A 17,151-nucleotide genomic window follows, 5' to 3' on the forward strand; every position below is an offset into this window, starting at 1 on the left:
GGGCCTTGCGCCGTTTATGCCTGGTAGGGTCAGGAGTCACACATGAACATCGCCATCAGTGGATCAACCGGGTTTATCGGCACCCACCTTAGCCGTATGCTGCGCAATCAAGGACATACCGTGATACCTGTTGGCCGACGTAATTTCAATAGTGGAACCCGACATCTCTCGACACTCGTTGATGGCTGCGATGCAGTGATCAACCTGGCCGGCGCGCCGATCAACCGTCGCTGGACATCTGGCTACAAGCGTACCCTCATCGCCAGCCGGGTGGAAACCACGCGTATGCTGGTGGATGCAATCTCGCAAACCTCCAAACGGCCCAAAACCTTCATCTCAACCTCAGGTATGGGCGCCTTCACTTCAGATGGCCGCTATACAGAGCGCGATGTCGCCAATGCTGCAGATTTCCTGGGTGAACTCTCATTTGACTGGGAATCCGCAGCCTGGGAGGCAGAAACCCTCGGTATGCGCGTCGTCGTGTTCAGGCTCTCCCTGGTACTTGGTGCAGATGGCGGTTTGATGAAACAGGTTTTACTGCCATTCCGGTTGGGCTTGGGTGGGCCGGTCGCAAGCGGAGAACAACATTTTTCCTGGATCCATGTCGATGATCTTGTCAACGCCTATCTGATGGCGCTGGATAACCGAAATTGCAAAGGCATCTATCATCTTGCCGCGCCCAATCCGGTAAACAATCTGGCGTTCACACGCATCCTGGGTAAGGTGTTGAACCGGCCTACACCGTTACGCGTCCCGACTGCACTGTTAAAGGTGATGTATGGTGAAGGCGCCGAGGCAATGACATCGGGACAGTGCATCGTCTCGGAACGGCTTGCAGAAACAGGCTTCAAGTTCCGCTACCCAAACCTTGATGGTGCAATTCGAGCCATCGTCAAGGCATCCGCCGGAAACCGATCTCTCATCGATCTAATCGACTCGAGGGGATAAATAAAATATATTCATTTCATTTTACGCTGTTGACAGCGATAGGCTTGGATTAAGCTGGCATTGATGGCCTACAGGCGTTGGGTACACGGATCATCTTCGCAATTGCCAGGATCACGGATAGAGTATCCCGCTACCTGTTACCGGAGTAAAAAGAATGAGCCAGCTATTCACCCCCTACGCTCTCGGCCGGCTAAACCTGGAAAACCGCATTGTCATCGCCCCCATGTGTCAATATTCGGCGCTGCAGGGCCAGGCCACAGACTGGCACCTGATCCACCTTGGCCACTTGGCACTCTCCGGCGCCGGCCTGCTTTTCATCGAAGCCACAGCAGTCACCCCGCAAGGACGCATCTCGCAGAATGACCTCGGTCTCTGGTCGGATGGCACTGAAAAGGCGCTGGCGCGGGTTATCGAGCGTCTGCGCACTTATTCGAATATGCCTCTCGCCATCCAGTTGGCCCATGCCGGACGAAAAGCCTCCACCGCTCTCCCCTGGACCGGCGGTGGACAGATCTCACCGGAAGAGGGTGGATGGGAGACATGCGCCCCCTCACCCTTACCCTGGAGCGAAGAACAACGCCCACCTGTGGCACTGGACAGGCGAGGCATGACAGAGATACGCCAGGCCTTCGTTGACGCCGCCATACGCGCCCACCGACTGGGTATCGAGGTGATCGAACTCCATGCCGCCCATGGCTATCTGCTGCATCAGTTTCTGTCGCCCCTGTCCAATCAGCGTGACGATGCCTATGGTGGCTCTCTGGAAAACCGTCTGCGCTATCCACTGGAGGTCTTTGAAGCAGTGCGTGAGGCGATCCCATCCGGGGTACCGATAGGCATCCGTATCTCGGCCACGGACTGGATCGCGGGGGGCTGGGATATCGGACAGAGCCTTATCCTGGCTGAAGCACTGAAACAGCTTGACTGTAACTTCATCCATGTCTCCAGCGGAGGCCTCTCCCCACTGCAGCAGATTCCCGCGGTACCCGGTTTTCAAGTGACCTTTGCGGAACGCATCCGGCATGAGGTTGGTGTGCCGACCATTGCGGTAGGGCTGATCACCGAGCCGCAGCAGGCTGAAGGGATCGTCGCTTCCGGACAGGCGGATCTGGTGGCACTGGCCCGCGGTATTCTCTACAACCCCCGCTGGCCCTGGCATGCGGCCGCCACTCTGGGTGGCCAGGTCATCGCACCGCCGCAATACTGGCGGTCACCGCCGGTCGGTACTGATTCTCTATTCACCGGGGCCAGTTGATATCAATCCAATCAGCTCGGCCCGGACTATTCAGTGATACTTTTCAGTGGTGAAGTGCCCCGGCTCCCGCTTGCGATGCTTGCGCATGCCCCTAGCCTCCAGGGCGGCAGATACCTCCCGAATCATACCCATGTTGCCACAAAGCATCACATGTGATTTTTCCGGGGTAAGTACGACTCCGGTATGACTCTCGAGACGACCGTCTTCCAGTGCTGCCAGAATACGTCCCTGCAGGGCGCCATCCACCCGCTCCTGACTTGTGATCGGTTGATAGCGGAAGCGCTCACCATAACGCTGCTTCAGATTGTCGATCTCCTCGCTGTAACTGAGTTGATCCTTGTAGGGAACGTTGTGTACCAGAACCATCTGCCGGTATTGCCGCCATGAATGCTCGGTACGCAGAATGGAGAGATAGACACCCAACGCCGTTCCAGTGGCGATCATCCAGAGATTTTCACTACCCGGCAGTTGATCCAGGGTGAAAAAGCCGTTGGCCCTGGCTGAGACCCAGACCCGGTCACCCGGTTCCAGGGCAGCAAGCCGGGGACTTAGAGGACCGTTCTCCACTTCATTGAAATGGATCTCCAGCATCTCATCCTGGGGTGGGTTAACAAATGAGTAGGGCCGCGCCACCCGCTCACCATCGATTTCCAGTGCGAGGCGAGTGAACTGCCCGGCAGTGAACTTATCCACAGGCGCCTTGAGGCGAATAGAGTAGAGCTTGTCAGCCCAATGCCGCTTCTCGACTATCGTACCTTCCAGCCACTTTTCCACAGCTCAGATCTCCAACCAGACTAATGTGCCTCGGATAATCGGCCCCGGTGTGCCGTTTTCTCCTCAAATATGGGCATGTATAACCTCAAATTCGAGATCCTTCATCGTTGCAAATATTGTGGTTTATCGGCATGTTGGCTTGTCAATCAGCGACGCTCGGAGTCAGCTGCTCAGAAAGGACTATGCTATTGAGTATGGTGAAATACTGGGATTCGAAGTGGTGGGCGCGACCCTGCGCAAAAAACCCAATACATCACAAATCATGATACAAAATTAATATTTATCATTTTTACTAAGAACCAACTGACTACCATACTATCCGGTAATCAGTTTTTACTTATTAAAATCCAGAAGGAGGTCCAGGCCATGCCTCAGACTGCCGCACCGACAACCAACACCGCTTCCCCGCCCCCGCTTTTCGATGGGAGCGGCTATCTCATCGATCATCTGTCATGGAACGAACAGCTTGCCCGCGATCTGGCCCAGCAGGAGGGGGTGGGAGAACTGAGCGAACAACATTGGCAGGTGCTGCGACACATCCGTGAACGCTATCTGAGTCTGGGCGCCTTGCCCAATATGCGCCAGGTATGCCGAGCCACAGGCATACCCCGCTGGAAGGTCCATAATCTATTCGGGAGTTGCCTCAGTATCTGGCGTATCGCCGGACTTCCCGATCCTGGCGAGGAAGCCAAAGCCTACCTAAGCTGATACTTGATCTTGTCTCTATAAAACGGGTTTACAGAGTCCCTGTCGACCACATCAGTCTACTGAATTTCACAGCCCGGCATCCTCAATTGCGGAGCCGGGCTTGTGTTGCACCCGTGAGATCGGAAAATGATCCATAACTGAATAATAGGATCCTCCGAAGAATTTATGAGTAGACTTCACTGATCCTGTCGTTCCGGCGCATGCCGGAATCCAGATCCTCGCGGCGATTCCAACCATATTTCCCGTTGATATATAGGTCCAGGCTATACAACAACAGCATGGATGCATCTTCATACTGAGCATTTGTACCGTTTCGGTCCTGCAGGAACACCTGGCATTCGCTTTGGTTTCCAGAGGAATCACTTACACCCCATAGACCCTTGCACACCGGATGAGGAATAATATCAGGCAGCGGTTAATCAGGTTGCGTATTTTATTGAGAATGAAAAGTTCTGATTCTAAAGATTCAACTACAATTCATGCCTGAAATTCTCAAAAATCGCTATTTGGTTGGTATCGGCATCCTATGCATTCTTACGCTGACCTTCTGGATATCACAAAGGATCAGTTGGCACAACGGAATACACAAACTGAGCTACAATAACCAGCAGCAACTGGAGCAGTTCGTCGGTCATCTTGAATCGCAATTATCCCGTTATCAATTCATCCCCCAGTTAGTGGCAAAAAACTTCCTTTTGGTTGAGATGCTGAATGACCCAACCAATGATTCGCTGATTGATGTGGTCAATCTCTTTCTGCAAGAGATCAATGAAATCACTGACGCATCAGACACCTACTTGATGGATAAATCCGGATTAACACTGGCCGCCAGCAACTGGAGGGGCGAAAATCCCTTTGTCGGACAGAATTTCAGTTTTCGCCCCTATTTCTCCGAAGCAATGCAGGGGAAAGTAGGTCGCTACTTTGCGCTTGGAACCACATCCAAAAAGCGCGGTTACTACTACTCCTACCCGATCATATACAATGCAGACAAGATTGGGGTCATCGCCGTCAAGATGGACCTCTCCAAGATTGAAAAATATTGGTCTGAGAGACAATCACAGTTTATTGTCAGTGATCCGGACGGAATTATTTTCATCACCACGAATCCTGAGTGGTTATACAGCAGTATCGTTCCGTTATCCGCAAAGTCAGTAGAGCGTATAAAGGCAAGTCGACGTTATGGGGATTCAAACATCAAGGCCCTGAAGCTGGCAAACAGGGAAACGATATCCGACAGCAGTCGTATTATCCAGATCAATACGAAAGACTCAACGAACGAGTTTCTTACAAACTATCACGATATGCTGGAAGCCGGCTGGTCGATGCGAATCCTAACCCCTCTGGAGGATTTGAGGCAGCAAAGCTTGGTCAGTGCATTTACCATGCTGTTGTTGGCGCTTTCAATGATGCTGATCGGCTTGCTTGTCTGGCAATGGAACAGGCGGCATCAGGAGCGTGAGCGATTTCACCAGGAGGCACAAAAGCAACTGGAAAAGAAGGTCTCTTTGAGAACGGCCGATCTTCAGAACGAAATAGATGAACACAAACAGACAGAAAAAACCCTGCGTGAAACACAGGGTGAACTGATTCAGACCGCCAAGCTCGCCGTGCTGGGACAGATGTCGGCCAGTATCAGTCACGAACTTAACAATCCCTTGGCGGCAATCCGCAGTTACGCCGACAATGCACGGAAATTTCTATCCATCGATAAAGATGGCAAGGCTGATGAAAACCTGCAACGGATTGCCGAACTGACGGACCGGATGTCCAGAATCAGCTCCCAGTTGAAATTTTTCTCACGTAAGTCGAGTGGCCTACTTGAATCGGTCAATATCGCTCCAATCATTCAAACCGCTATTGAAATATCAAGACCGCAATTCAAAAATACGGATATCACGATCGATACCGACCGGGTAGGCGGCAACATCATCGCCCATGTTGATTTTATCCAACTGGAACAGGTATTGATTAATCTCATCAACAATGCCATTCATGCGATCGGCAGTCATGCGCCAGGCACTATCACTATTTCTACAGAGCGGTATAAAAAAAGGATCATGGTTCATGTTGATGATACAGGACCGGGAATCGATGAGCAGAAACTTGAGATGATCTTTGAACCATTTTATACGACCCGGGAATCGGGGCTTGGACTTGGACTGTCGATATCAGCCAGGATCATCGACAGCATGAATGGTAAGTTATCCGCTGAAAATCTAAGCATGGGTGGTGCTCGCTTCACTATCACGCTACCTGAGCCGGAAAAAGATAAATGAGTAAAAGCCCTGATGTCTTCTTTATCGATGATGAAATCGATCTCCGCCTAGCCAACGAACAGACCCTTGAACTGGCCGGGTTCCAGGTAAGGGTTTTTGAAAAGGCTGAAGATGCCCTGAAGCTGATCGATAACCAGACCGGCGGCATCGTGGTCAGCGATATTCGCCTTCCCGGTCTTGACGGGCTTGCGCTTTTACAGCGATTGCAACAGATGGATGCCACACTACCCGTCATCTTGATTACCGGTCATGGAGACATATCCATGGCAGTTGATGCGATGCAGAAAGGTGCCTATGACTTTATCGAAAAACCCTTTTCGTCCGAGCGGCTGGTGGATACGGTACGCAGAGCCCTCGAAAAGCGCAGGCTTGTCCTCGAGAACCGAACCTTAAAAACCGAGCTGAATGCGCAAAACTCATTGGGACCGCGCATTATCGGTAAAACCTCAGCCATGAAGGCGCTGAAAAACACCATCAATCAACTTGCGGATACCGCTGCTGACATACTACTCATGGGTGAGACCGGTACCGGTAAAGAGCTTGTGGCACGTTCGCTCCATGAACACAGCCAACGAAGGGATAAGAACTTTGTCGCTGTGAACTGCGGCGCTATTCCGGAAAATCTGATCGAAAGTGAACTGTTTGGACATGAAAAAGGGGCCTTTACCGGTGCAGAGACCCTGCGTATCGGAAAATTCGAATATGCCAATCATGGAAGCGTGTTTCTGGATGAAGTGGAATCCATGCCCCTGCCCGCTCAAGTCCGTCTGCTGCGCGTATTGCAGGAACGGTCCCTTGAACGTATCGGTTCCAATGAAAGTATCGAATTGGATATCCGCATTGTTGCAGCCACCAAGGTTGATCTTAAGGCTGCCGCTGAACGTGGCGAATTCAGGGAAGACCTCTACTATCGATTGAACGTTGTAACCCTGGAACTCCCGCCCTTACGCGAACGCCGTGAAGACATACCTTTATTGTTCCAGCACTTTCTGCTGGTGGCAGCGGCGCGCTACGGAAAGGTCGCACCGGCGATGCCGGACAATATCAGCCAGAAACTCATGTCGTTCAACTGGCCTGGCAATGTGAGGGAACTGCGCAATGCCGCGGAGCGTTTCGTGCTGCTTGGCGATGAATGCGGTCTGCAACTGGATGAAAAATCCGTCACATCACCATGTGTTCCCTTGACCCTGCCTGAGCATGTTGAAGTCTTTGAGCGGGCGATGATTGAGCAGGCTCTCTCCGAATCCGGCGGGGTGATAAAAAAGACCATGGAACTGCTCGGTTTGCCGAGAAAAACCCTCTATGACAAGATGCAAAAGTATGGCCTCGACAAACGCCTATACAAATAGATTGATTGGCGGGGGTTTTTGGCCGAATTTCACACGCGCATGTGCGGCTTATGGGTGAGTTTCCACCCATCCGAAAAGATAGTTGTCGTACTTGTTTTATTATTTTGTTTATTCAATCATTAACTTAGATCGGAGTGACCAATCGGACTATTCTGGTCCGACTTTTGCTGAATACGATTCATTGCGCCGAATAGGCGGAATCTAGATATCACTAAATCATAAAACTGGAGGATTATTAATGAATATTACACGCAGATCGGTACTGGCCGCAGGTACAGCCCTACTTGCAGCCGGCATGATGCTACCTGTCACCGCATCAGCCAAAGAGCGAGTGGTTTTTAGCGGTGGCCCGGCTGGTGGTACCTTCCAGGTCGTCGCCAATGCCGTCCAGGTCTACAAGCCCATCAAGAGCTCGAAGGATTTTCGGGTCAAGGCACAATCTTCGGCAGGCTCGGTTGAAAACCTGCGTAAGGTAAACTCCGGCAAGGCCCAGATGGGCGTAGTCTATTCCGGCCATGTTTACCTCGGCCGCAACGGCCAGATGAAAAACGACACCAAGAAGTATGAAGACGTCATGGCTGTCGCCTGGCTCTACGGCGCGCCTGCCCAGCTGGTGACGCGTAAGGGCTCCGGCATCAAGAGCACCAAGGATCTTGCCGGGAAAAAGGTCGGTGTAGGCAATGCCGGCTCGGGCGCGTTCGCCAACTGTGAACTCTTCTTCACCCACATGGGTGTCTGGGATAAGGTCGAACGCAATGCCATGGGCTACAACGATGCCGCCCAGGCTTTCGGCAACAATCAGCTGGATGCCTTCTGGTTGTTCACGGCCTTCCCCAGCGGCGCCGTGATCATGGCGGCCCAAACCAATGACATTGAATTGGTGGATGTGGGTAAGGACGCCCAGGATAGCGGCTTCTTCGATAAATACCCCTATTTCTCACAACTGTCGGTACCGGCCGGTACCTATCGCGGCGTAGAGAAGGACAGCCCCTCCTTCCAGGACTCGGCCCTATGGGTGGCCAACTCCAAGGTATCGGACGACACTGTCTACAACATGCTTTCCATCATCTACACCGATGAAGGCCTGGCCCACATGAAGGCACAGAAAAAGACCTTCAAGAACATGAGCCTCGATACCGGAACCCAGGGCGTTGTCACCCCATGGCATCCCGGCGCCATCAAGTTCTGGAAAGATAAAGGCATGATGTAAACCATCCTGCTCCTGAGCCTACGGACGCAAAGGAGTAGCAGTACAAGACAAAGCCGACCACAGCGATGTGGTCGGCTTTTCTTTTTTGGCATATTGACGGATACCTGCCTGGAACAACCCAAAAAATCTTAATGTTGATCGTACTTGGTCATCATCTACAGTCTAATTAGGGCCTGTTAACACTTGACAGGAGGCATAGCGTGGCACACAAACACGACGAGACCTACAGCGATGAAGAGGTTGAGGCACGGCTGAAGGAGGAGCTGCCCCACTGGTATCTGGAGAAAGGCTGGATCCGGCGAAAATACAAAACCAGTGGCTGGAAGGGAACCCTGATGGTGGTGAATACGGTGGGCCACCTGGCGGAAGCGGCATTCCACCACCCGGATCTGACCGTCTCCTATGCGTTCGTCATCGTCAAACTGGTGACCCACTCCGCCAAAGGCATCACCAACAAGGATTTCGAACTGGCGCGCAAGATCGAGGAGGTGATCATGTGGCAGCCGGGACTCGCGGCGGGCGCCCTCGAGGGCACCCCCGACGATCCGCGCTTCAAATACATCAAATACAGTTGATCAGGCGATTGATCATTAAATACATAGAAACTCTCTCGTAGGCCGGGTTGTTATTCGAACTGCTGACCACGACCAGCGCCGTGCCTGGAAAAACGCAATATCCCTAATCATTGATTAGTCTTTCTTAATCAAGAAGATAAATCTTACTATCTTGGTTGCATTGCATTGCTTCAACTGTTCTATATTTAAGTATGGATCTCTTCAGATATTCGGGGTGCATCTCTCAATGAGACCTACGCCCCTTTTCTACAGCCCCAGCTGATGTAGTCTTTGAATAACAGCCAGTGCTGCAGGCACGATAACCAGGCTCAGACAGTTAATATAAGAGGAACTCGGATATGTTTGACAGAAACAAACGAGAGACACATGACGAAAGCGACAGCATCCCAACCTCCGAAACAAGGGAATCCGAGGAGAGGTTCGATACCCAAAACCGTGCTCGTGAGGCGGCCGTCATCGGTCCATCGATTCAGATCAACGGCGACCTGAGCGGTGAAGAGGACTTGATCATCCAGGGCAAGGTGTCCGGCACCATACAACTTCGGGAGAAAAGCCTCACTGTGGGCACCAAGGGTCAGGTTGACGCCAGTGTACTGGCGCATAGCATCATCATAGAAGGTAAGGTGAATGGTGATCTGTGCGGCTCGGAACGGGTCTCTATCCGAAAAACAGGCAACGTCCACGGCAACATCGTTTCGCCCAAGGTCAGTCTTGATGAGGGATGCCGCTTCAAGGGCAGTATCGATATGGATCAGGAAACGATCAACAAGGCTTTCGGTAAATCGGCAACGCCTTCAGTAACCACCAAGCCGGAACACGCTTCCACCAAATCCAAGAACATTGAGATCAACAGATCGAACAAAACCGGTGAATCATCGGCAGCTGAGAAAAAAGTCAACAGTGGATCCACAGGATAAGTCTGACGGTTCATATGGAAAGATGTTTCCGAGAACCGGCAGGCCCTGCCTGACAGCGCTGCGATCGATAAAATGGCACGATAACATTGGTCACTTTGGCTTCACCCAATCAACCAATGCAGGGAGGTCACGGTGAACCTTTCACCTCACCGCTGTTTTACGAATCGATGGCGCGGTTCGATCACACCACACGTCATGTGATTCTCGAACCAGGATCCGTCAGCCCGGGCATCCTGGCACTGCTGCAAGGTAGAAGGTGCCGTCTGTTGGTGGCCGATGCAGCCCTGGCATTGAATAGGCTCAGCGAGAAACCTCAGGAGACGGAATTTCTCCTCCACCAGGTGGAGCCGCTGATCAACGACGCCGGGGTCGAAAAGATCGATACCGTGCTATGCTGGGACCTGCTCAACTATCTGAGTCTGCCACTATTTAACGCCTTCACCGCCCGTCTGGCGGCGATAATGGCACCTTCCGGCATGCTGCATGCGTATATTCACTCGGCGCACAATGTCATGCCCAGACGGCCACAGCGTTATTCCGTACTGGGAGATGACCTCGTAGCGCGCTTTGATCACGATCCACCCGAGCGCAAGGCTCCGCGCTACAGTTATGGCGATCTGGATAAACATGCGAGCGGTCTGCGTGTTGCACGCTCGATGTTGCTGCGTAATGGAATTCAGGAGTATCTGCTGCGTGTGAAACCGGAGTGAGAGAGTCCGTCAGACAAGACGTAGCACGGACAATTCGCCGGTACGACCAAGATGACGGCACCCGGACATAATGGCCAATGCCCGATATAATCTCAGCGTTGCTCACTCTGCCTTCCTTTGAGCATCAATAAGATATGTTTCCGTAACTTAGGACCAGTTCACACTAACACAATAGCTTTGTTGTGAACCAACAGCTCTTTGTAAGTGTGAATATCTTGCAAGTCGGGGTTAAATCCTTAAGTCGGTCGCGTATTTGCCGTTATGCTAAATCATTGATCAGGGATATTTGGTGCGGCAGCGTCTCGATGACACCACAACAGACCAACGGATAGACACAAATCAACAGACCCCGATGAAAAAAGGATTTAAGTTCAACAACAAAAACTTAAGCCTGTGGACCTATCTGGCAGCCCTGCTGTGGAGTGCAGTGTTCATCTTCTCGCTCCAATGGAATTTGCAACAGAACCAGCGCATGGTGCCTGAACGGGCCAGCGCTCAGGCCCGTGCCGCCATCGAGAAGGATATGATCTATCGTAGTGTGGTCTCCCGCGTTGGTGGCATCTATATGCCGGTAGACCAAGGCATCATTCCCAATCCCTATCTGGCCCACCTACCCGATCGGGATGTGACCACCACCGACGGCCGCAAACTGACGCTGGTCAACTCCTCCTACTTCACCCGCCTGGTTCACGACCAGGAGGCAAAGATGGCGCCTGATGGAGTACGTGGACATACCACCAAAGAGAATCCGCTTAGGCCACTCAATGCACCTGACAGCTGGGAACTTAGAGGCTTGAAAAAGCTGCGTAGCGGCCTGCCCGAGTGGAGTGAAGAGACGCTGATCGATGGTAAGCCCTACCTACGTATGATCAAACCCAGGCTGGCGAAGGCCTCCTGCATGAATTGTCATCCGGAGGAGATTGCCGCGCCGGGAGAGATCATGGGCGGCATCAGTGTGCGTATACCGCTGGATGAATTGCAGGCCCAGGCAGACACGCGAGTCCTGAATATTGCTGGCTGGCATGGTGGTCTATGGATACTCGGCATGATCGGTCTGTTTCTGGGAAATCGACTGTTCCGTATCCAGTCGGAGAAGATGCAGTATTCGGCGCTGCACGACATCCTGACCGACCTGCCGAACCGGGCACTTTTCATGGACCGCCTGGAACAACGGCTGGAAAACGCCAAACGACACGAGCTCACCGGGGCCATACTTTTTCTGGACCTGGACCGTTTTAAATATATCAATGACTCACTCGGCCACAGCATCGGTGACGAGCTGTTGAAACTGGTCGCGGAACGACAGCGCTTCCTGCTGCGTGCGGAAGATACGGTAGCCCGTCTCGGCGGTGACGAGTTCGTCATTCTCTTGGCCGAGCTGCATACCGATCCCGAGATTACAGCCATCGAGGCGCAAAACGTGGCGGAAAAGGTGCTGAATGCCCTCGCCCAGCCCTATCAAATCGGTAACCACACCCTGCATTCAACGCCCAGTATCGGCATCGCCCTGATCTCGCCAGAATCGGACGATGCCAGCGAGATCCTCAGGCAGGCCGATGCCGCCATGTATCAGGCCAAGGAGTATGGCCGCAACAATTTCCGTTTCTTCCTGCCCAGCATGCAGATGCTCGCTTCGGAAAGACTCGAATTGGAAAACGCCCTGCACAGCGCTATCACCCAAAATCAACTGGTACTGCACTATCAGCCCAAGGTTGCGATCTCGAGGAGAGAGGAGATATTGGGTGCCGAAGCCCTCATTCGCTGGCAGCATCCGACCCAGGGCCTGCTCTTGCCCGGTGAATTCATCGCCATTGCCGAGGAGAGCGGTCTGATACTGCAATTGGGCGAGTGGGTGTTGCGGGAAGCCTGCTTACAGATCAAGGCATGGCAGCATCGATTCAAGGGAAAACCCTTCGGCCGGATTTCCGTCAACATCAGTCCCAAACAGTTTCAGCAAAAGGATTTCATTCAGCAGATCATATCAACAATTACCGATACCGAAGTGGACCCTACGGGATTGGAACTTGAATTGACCGAAAGCTCCCTTGTCGAAGACGTTCATGATGTAAGGAAGAAAATGGTGGAGTTGAAGAAACTCGGAATTCAAATCTCCATCGACGATTTCGGCACCGGCTACTCATCTCTCGCCTACCTGAAGATGCTGCCGGTTGATGTTCTGAAGATAGACCGCTCATTTATCCGCGACATCGGCATCGATCCCAACGATGACGCCATTGTCGAAACCATACTCGCGATGTCCTGGCGACTCGGATTCCGCGCGATCGCCGAAGGAGTTGAAACGGAAGAACAGTTGAAGTTTCTGCGGGCGCGACAGTGCGATGGCTATCAGGGCTACCTGTTCAGTCGACCGCTGGTGGCCGATGGGTTCGAGGCCATTTTGCTCAAATCGGCTGATAGACGCGCTTAAACGGCCCGGTTAATACTTATGCAATCGACTCTGTTGCAGCAGAAAACGGACAGCCCATATGGGTTTAATTGCTATTGGCATCTGATCCGCTGGCCAGCCTTTTCCAGATCTCGATACGCTCTTCCGTCACCTGGATGGAATTGATGTAGTCGAGATCCAACAGAGCGTCTAAGGCGGTTCCCTCTGCTTCGGCATGTACGAATGCATTCGCGATATGAACCACGCTGAGCACACTGAATACTCTTACCCCCTGCAATGCCGGCTGATTATGCAAGGCTACCGCTTCCACAACCGACTGTGGCAATCCCCACAGGCCTAAGAGATATGCGCCCACCGCTCCATGTGTGGAGCCAAATATTGCCTCCTCTGCAGCGACCCGTTTATCCATTTCAGCTTGTTCCACTTCTATTAACTGCAGATACTCGGTGGGCTGATTGACTATCAGGATCAGCTTACCGATGTCGTGCAGCATGCCGGCAAGCAGGCTATCCTCAATGGCGGGAGACTGCATTCCCTCCTCGCTGGCGATCAACTTGGCAAGAGAACCAACCCGTGAACTATGGAGCCAAAGTGCATCCAGCGAAAACTCCTTCACATTGATTTTGTCCGCCTCGAACTGTTTGAATATACCGATTGACAGAACCAGCGGTTTAAGTATTTCAAGACCCAATAAAGAAGCTGCATCGACAGGATTTGAGACGTGGCGACCGAGGCCGAAAAAGGCCGAGTTGACAAGTTGCAAAACCTTTAAGGTCATTGCCGGATCTTTGGCAATCAACCTCCCTACATCGGCAACCGAGGCATTAGGATCCTGAATGACATTCATCAATTCGCTGTAAAGTGCGGGCAGGCTCGGCAGCGTACGCATACCGGAAACCAGAGACTTGAGGTGACTCTCACCGAGGAGATCACGCAACGAAAAAGCGCGCGCCAGGGTACCTTTCAGAATATCGATCTCACAGGGTTTGTTCAGATACTGATGAGCAGGCCCCACCGTCTTCATCACAGATTCCTGGTCAGATTGCCCGGAGAGTACAATACGAATCACATGCGGGTATCCCTTCGCGATACAATCCAAAAGTTCAGCACCATCCATGCCCGGCATACGCATGTCGGTGACGACGGCATCGAAACGGATTTCATCGGCCTTTGCCAGTGCCTCCTGTCCACTGCCGGCAAATTCCATATCCCATACCTTTCGCTGAGCTCGCAGACTGCGCCGGAGCCCCGAAAGGACGTTCGGTTCATCGTCGACAAAGAGAATTTTCTTTTTTTCTGTTGATCCGGTCATGCCATCTACCCTTCTAAGGGCAACCTGATGATAAACGTCGTGCCGACACCCATCTCTGTCTCGAAACTCAGTTCACCATCGTGTTGATCGACAATGATCTTGTGGCTCAGCGAGAGTCCCTGGCCAGTCCCTTTACCCACATCCTTGGTGGTAAAGAATGGATCGAAAACATGTTCTCGTGCACCCTCGGGTATACCGGTTCCACTATCGGCGATACGGATCGCCACCCAGTTGTCCTCACGACCCGTGGTGATCTTTATCAATCCCATATTACCGCTATCCCCCATCCTGTCGGTAATGGCATGAGCGGCATTGACGATAATATTAAGAATGACCTCGTTGATCGGCCCGGGTATGCAGCGGACCTGGGGCAGGGAGGGATCGAGCTCGAGCTGCATCTCTGAATGATACTTCCAGACATTGCGCGCCACGGTGACGGTACTGTCGACTGCCTTGTTGATATCGGTCAGTGTCTTCTCTTCCGAACCCGGATGCGAGAACTCTTTCATCGCCCGTACAATAGTTGCGACACGGTCCACACCATCAAGCGTCTGCTGGATCGACTTGGGCACCTCTTCTTGCAGGTACTCCAAATCCACCTCTTCAATCTTATCGTCCAATCGGGATAAGAGTTCCTTTGGTACTGACCCGCTACGTGCAGTGTCGACAACCTCATGCTCATCGTTGATGATCTCGGCAATGTCCTCAAAGGCTTCTCGCAGAAAGCGTATATTGTCACCGACATACTGTATCGGTGTGTTGATCTCGTGAGCAATACCTGCCGCCAACTGTCCAATCGACTGCAGCTTTTGCATCTGCTGCATCTCTGACTCGAGCTGCTTCTGCTCGGTGACATCATCGGCGATCAACAAAAAACCATTACTGTCGTCACTCTCGTCTATGAATGGTGTGGCACAGACCGAAAGCAGCCGATTGGTTCCACTCATCGGTTTACAACGCACCTCAAAACGGTCAGCTTGTTTTTCACTACCCAGACTGGTGAGGATACTGTTCACAGCCTGCGACCAGTCCCAACCAATCGGAGCGTTGGCAACCGGCTCACCAAGCACCTGTTCAGCCACCACGCCAAAAGTCTGTGCAGCTTGTTCATTCCAATGGCTGATACAGCCCCGGTTGTCCACTCCGATAAGAATGGAGGTCAATGAAGATAACAGGCGGCTGTTCTGCTCGTGAGCCAGCGCCAACTGATTGCTGGTGCGTGCCCGCTCGATAATACCCGCCAAGGTATCGGCCACACCACGCAAAAATGACTCTTCATCCTGACTGCGGATATGCCCCTCTTTGAGATAGAGCGCCAGCACACCCAGTACATGATCCTTAGAGATGATAGGCACGTTATAGTGGCCGTGGGGCTGCATACCTACCACTCTGTTTTCATGGCGATCATCGACGCAATCGGCGAACTGCACTTCCCCGCTTTCGGCAGCACAGCCACAGAGACATTGGCCAAATTCAATCGTCTCGCAAAGCTCGACAATTTGAGGATCAAGATTCGAATGGGCCAGCATTTTAAGTTGCCGGCTCCCATTCTCAGCCACGAAGATAGCTCCTTGATGCATCATATCGGTCAGTGGCGCCGAAAGGATGACCTCCAGGCACTCCTCCAGCAGCCTCTCGAAAGGCATTTCCTGCAGTGACAGACTCAACAGTTTGTTGAGGATATGGTGGGTACGACTTTGCTGATGCAGTTTACTGTAGGTATGGTAGCGCTTGATCGCAAACTGAACGACCCGATTGAGCACCCTCTCATCCACCACCCCCATGAAGAGGCACTCGTCCGCCCCTTCGCCCATCCACATGGTTGCCAGCTCCGTATCTTCATATTTTTGGGTGGCGATGATCGGTGCACAGGAGAAGGCGTCACGCAAGGAACGGATGGCAGAGGGTGACGGCATATCCGCCAGACCGGTATCCAGCAGGATCAGGTCATAGTGGGATTGGGCGATTTCCTTGAGCGCATCCGCCAACAGCTCAACTGTCTTGTACTCGATGCGCTGTTGAGAATCCATCCGCAGGAGCAGCTGGGCGGTATCCTCCGCGCTGTCGGGATCATCATCCACCAACAACACCCGGATTTCGGTACTCTTCTGCGGTGAAATATCATGGGGCATAGGGTTATTGCACCTTTACACCGCCACTATATCCGATGTGGCTAGGAATGATGTTCTTGCTAAATTTCATACATGCCGTTTGACACGTTAATAATTAAGGCCAGCTTTGTACTCGATATTTACTGTATCGGCCCTTCGCAATCACATCTTTAACGATGAGAAAAGTTTAGTACGAATTGGCAAGAACCTATTGCACAATAACTATTACAGATTTGACTGCAACAGATACCATTTTGTAGCCATGGTTTACTGATTTGCCGAATCTTACCTTAACCTTACTTTGTCTCAGATAATCCCACACTTCATTCTTCTCAACGAGTTTCACCTCGAATTTCTGGGCACGGAATAGATATTTTGGATTTGGCATTGCGGCGCAATGATTGAAGACAAACAGAAGTAGAAGCAGTGCCAAAAGGGCAACGGAACAACCTGGGTGACTCGCACCCACTCTATTCTTGGATTAATCGGGTAAGGGCGGGTCTCTAACCCGCCCTCCCCACACCACCTAGCATGCGGGTCCGCACTAGGCGGTTCATCAAGCATAGTGAAACTTAATCCATAGCTCCCTGACAGAG

General features: G+C 52.2%; 13 protein-coding genes. 10 read left to right on the top strand and 3 right to left on the bottom strand.

Going from position 1 to position 17,151, the window contains the following annotated elements; genetic code table 11:
- Positions 1-42 precede the first annotated feature (42 nt).
- Both CODIS_RS17295 and CODIS_RS17300 read left to right on the top strand, forming a co-directional pair.
- Positions 43-948 (top strand): TIGR01777 family oxidoreductase, encoded by a 906-nt coding sequence (locus CODIS_RS17295; protein ID WP_069127347.1) that lies wholly within the window; start codon positions 43-45, stop codon positions 946-948.
- Positions 949-1,102: 154 nt separating this feature from the next.
- Positions 1,103-2,203 carry an NADH:flavin oxidoreductase/NADH oxidase gene (locus tag CODIS_RS17300; RefSeq protein ID WP_069127349.1) on the top strand — a complete coding sequence of 367 codons (1,101 nt, stop codon included), beginning with the start codon at positions 1,103-1,105 and terminating at the stop codon, positions 2,201-2,203.
- A 30-nt stretch (positions 2,204-2,233) separates the two neighbouring features.
- On the opposite strand, the gene CODIS_RS17305 is transcribed toward CODIS_RS17300, so the two are convergent.
- Positions 2,234-2,977 carry a ferredoxin--NADP reductase gene (locus tag CODIS_RS17305; protein ID WP_069127352.1) on the bottom strand — a complete coding sequence of 248 codons (744 nt, stop codon included), beginning with the start codon at positions 2,975-2,977 and terminating at the stop codon, positions 2,234-2,236.
- A 366-nt stretch (positions 2,978-3,343) separates the two neighbouring features.
- Here CODIS_RS17305 and CODIS_RS17310 point away from each other — a divergent pair, with 366 nt between their 5' ends.
- The 8 genes from CODIS_RS17310 to CODIS_RS17345 all read left to right on the top strand — a co-directional run bounded on the left by CODIS_RS17310 (position 3,344) and on the right by CODIS_RS17345 (position 13,153).
- Complete coding sequence (locus CODIS_RS17310; protein WP_069127355.1) at positions 3,344-3,685, top strand: TusE/DsrC/DsvC family sulfur relay protein; 342 nt, start codon at positions 3,344-3,346, stop codon at positions 3,683-3,685.
- 479 nt (positions 3,686-4,164) lie between these two features.
- Positions 4,165-5,964 (top strand): sensor histidine kinase, encoded by a 1,800-nt coding sequence (locus CODIS_RS17315; protein ID WP_069127356.1) that lies wholly within the window; start codon positions 4,165-4,167, stop codon positions 5,962-5,964.
- Positions 5,961-7,313: a sigma-54-dependent transcriptional regulator gene (locus CODIS_RS17320; protein WP_069127357.1), complete on the top strand. Its 1,353-nt coding sequence runs from the start codon at positions 5,961-5,963 to the stop codon at positions 7,311-7,313. Before CODIS_RS17315 ends, CODIS_RS17320 begins: the two co-directional genes overlap by 4 nt.
- Before the next feature lie 238 nt (positions 7,314-7,551).
- Entirely contained in the window at positions 7,552-8,523 is a 972-nt protein-coding gene (locus tag CODIS_RS17325) for a TAXI family TRAP transporter solute-binding subunit (protein WP_083220867.1), read from the top strand.
- 200 nt (positions 8,524-8,723) lie between these two features.
- A complete protein-coding gene (locus tag CODIS_RS17330) occupies positions 8,724-9,098 on the top strand; it encodes a 4a-hydroxytetrahydrobiopterin dehydratase (RefSeq protein ID WP_069127358.1) in 375 nt (124 codons plus the stop codon).
- A 338-nt stretch (positions 9,099-9,436) separates the two neighbouring features.
- On the top strand, positions 9,437-10,015 hold the full coding sequence (locus CODIS_RS17335; RefSeq protein ID WP_069127360.1) for a bactofilin family protein: 579 nt from the start codon (positions 9,437-9,439) through the stop codon (positions 10,013-10,015).
- A gap of 95 nt (positions 10,016-10,110) precedes the next feature.
- The gene (locus CODIS_RS17340) at positions 10,111-10,725 is read left to right on the top strand and encodes a hypothetical protein (protein WP_154723188.1); all 615 of its coding nucleotides are present in this window, start codon (positions 10,111-10,113) and stop codon (positions 10,723-10,725) included.
- A gap of 289 nt (positions 10,726-11,014) precedes the next feature.
- Positions 11,015-13,153 (top strand): EAL domain-containing protein, encoded by a 2,139-nt coding sequence (locus CODIS_RS17345; RefSeq protein WP_069127364.1) that lies wholly within the window; start codon positions 11,015-11,017, stop codon positions 13,151-13,153.
- Positions 13,154-13,217: 64 nt separating this feature from the next.
- On the opposite strand, the gene CODIS_RS17350 is transcribed toward CODIS_RS17345, so the two are convergent.
- Both CODIS_RS17350 and CODIS_RS17355 read right to left on the bottom strand, forming a co-directional pair.
- Positions 13,218-14,444 (bottom strand): response regulator, encoded by a 1,227-nt coding sequence (locus tag CODIS_RS17350; protein ID WP_069127370.1) that lies wholly within the window; start codon positions 14,442-14,444, stop codon positions 13,218-13,220.
- Between the two features lie 5 nt (positions 14,445-14,449).
- Positions 14,450-16,576, bottom strand: coding sequence for an ATP-binding protein (locus tag CODIS_RS17355; protein ID WP_069127373.1), 2,127 nt, complete (start codon positions 16,574-16,576; stop codon positions 14,450-14,452).
- Between the last annotated feature and the right edge of the window lie 575 nt (positions 16,577-17,151).

The organism is Candidatus Thiodiazotropha endolucinida, assembly GCF_001715975.1.
In the GTDB taxonomy this organism is placed as follows: domain Bacteria; phylum Pseudomonadota; class Gammaproteobacteria; order Chromatiales; family Chromatiaceae; genus Thiodiazotropha; species Thiodiazotropha endolucinida.